Source organism: Microcystis sp. LE19-8.1F (genome assembly GCF_027531715.1).
Classification (GTDB): domain Bacteria; phylum Cyanobacteriota; class Cyanobacteriia; order Cyanobacteriales; family Microcystaceae; genus Microcystis; species Microcystis wesenbergii_A.
Genome location: NZ_JAPZSO010000024.1, coordinates 1 through 1,882, shown reverse-complemented (window position 1 = coordinate 1,882; position 1,882 = coordinate 1). Strand labels below are relative to the sequence as shown.

Genomic DNA, 1,882 nt, shown 5'->3' with positions numbered 1-1,882 from the left:
AGGCTATAAAGTTGTTAAAGCGGTTAAAACTCCGATGAAAGAAGGAGCTTTTTTCTATTTCGCTAGACAAATTTTTTATTATTTAATGGACAATCTTTCGGATATAAAAGTTACTAGAAATTTTACAGGTTTCGGGTTATACGATCGCAAAGTCATCAATGTTCTACGAGAGATTAACGATCCCTATCCCTATTTTAGGGGACTCATTGAAGAGTTAGGTTTTGAAAGTTTCTCTTTTGAGTATCAACAACAACGGCGAAAACGGGGTATAAGTAGTTATAACTTCTATCGATACTATAGCGAGGCGATGCTGGGTATTACCAGTCACTCCCAAGTTCCCCTCAGACTGGCCACCATTTTAGGCTTTGCTTTGTCCCTCTTGAGTCTGCTAGTGGCGTTAGGTTATTTAATCGCCAAATTGTTGTTCTGGGATTATTTTCCTTTAGGAACCGCACCAATCATGGTCGGACTATTTTTACTCGCTTCTGTGCAACTATTTTTTATCGGCATTATTGGGGAATATATCGGATTAATGCACATGAGAATTTTAAAAAGGCCTTTAGTTGTCGAACGAGAACGGATTAACTTTGAGTGAGTGACTGTGTTTGTTATGCTAACCTCATCTTCCAGGACAAATGGTCTAATAGTGGTGAGAATGCAAATTTCCTGAGAGTCTTTAATCGAAGAATTTGTAGGCGGAGCATCTCACATTTGCATCAAGTAAGAATGCTTAACGAGGTAAATAAAAAAGTTAAAAAAGAGAACCATTCAGATAGGCCCAGCAATGACGAAAGACTGGCGGTACATTGCCAGAATTCCACATTGCACTAGCAATTCTAACAAGAAAACCAATTTGTTTGACTTGAGATGACCTGGAGCCAGAACCAATGGAAATTCCCTTTAAAATAACCATCATTGGTAATTCACCCAAAATACTTTTTACTCTTCTCGTCCGGCTGGCGGTTTCTTCTATACTTATTTTGATAAAAAAAGAACGATTTCTGGGTTAACATACTTGATCATTAAATCTCTGACAGTCTCCTCTATTTCTCCCAAGTTATTAAATTTCTTAATTTGGGATTGCTCCTAGAGACACGCTCCTAACTCTCGGGATAACTCTTGAATTCTTTTTTCATTTTCTGATAACATTGGATTGTTCCTGCCATCGAGATATATTCTGAATCGTAGGTTATCACTATTATAATCTCATTTCTCTTTTTGATCAAGTTCAAGATTTTCTAGTTTTTGACGGCTATAAGCATTAATACTCATTGCACAAGTGAGATGCTCCCATTGTAAGGCTTGTCTGAGAGAGTGGCTAGATTAGAAAAGCAATTAAACCGCCCATCAATTCTCCTTTCAGATTCATTTGAATCCTATTATTATCTTGATAAAAACAGAAAAGTATTGTTCTATCCCGAGATAACTTCTATTTTATCTGGGGACAATTCTTTTCAGTCCCGTTTTACTTATGCTCTCAAGAAATTTAATCCAATTGTCACCCTATGTCCCATAAATGTACCTATCATAAAAGAAAATCTTCATGGCACTTTTTTAGAATTACTCTATGAGAATAATTATCAACTTGTAGAGTCAGAGAAAAACATAGATGACCGTATCCTGAAAAATTGTCAGATTTACGTAAAAGATTAGAATTGTAATAAAGTGAGAGAATCTTGACAAAATCATATAGCCTAAAACGAGCCGAGCGCTTGTCAACCCAATTGAGAGCGCAATTGGGTTGACATTGACAATAGTTTATGATAAGAAAGTGGTATCAGTTGTTCACCCCAACCAACCAATGGCTCAAGAAACCCTCCTAATTGCAGCTAACCCACTGGGGATCAAGCTACCACCGACCGAAGATGAACTACCTTCTGAT

The 1,882-nt window shown here is 37.0% G+C and carries 2 protein-coding genes and 1 pseudogene; 2 read left to right on the top strand and 1 reads right to left on the bottom strand.

Annotation, left to right across the window (positions count from 1 at the left end; translation table 11 throughout):
* Positions 1-595 (top strand): glycosyltransferase family protein (locus tag O9334_RS02990; RefSeq protein ID WP_502846536.1); only part of this gene is annotated, 595 nt, incomplete at its 5' end.
* A gap of 318 nt (positions 596-913) precedes the next feature.
* On the opposite strand, the pseudogene O9334_RS02985 reads toward O9334_RS02990, so the two are convergent.
* Positions 914-1,149: pseudogene (locus O9334_RS02985) on the bottom strand (ISKra4 family transposase); the annotation flags it as partial.
* A 165-nt stretch (positions 1,150-1,314) separates the two neighbouring features.
* Here O9334_RS02985 and O9334_RS02980 point away from each other — a divergent pair.
* A complete protein-coding gene (locus O9334_RS02980; protein WP_287999252.1) occupies positions 1,315-1,653 on the top strand; it encodes a hypothetical protein in 339 nt (112 codons plus the stop codon).
* The last annotated feature ends 229 nt before the right edge of the window (positions 1,654-1,882 follow it).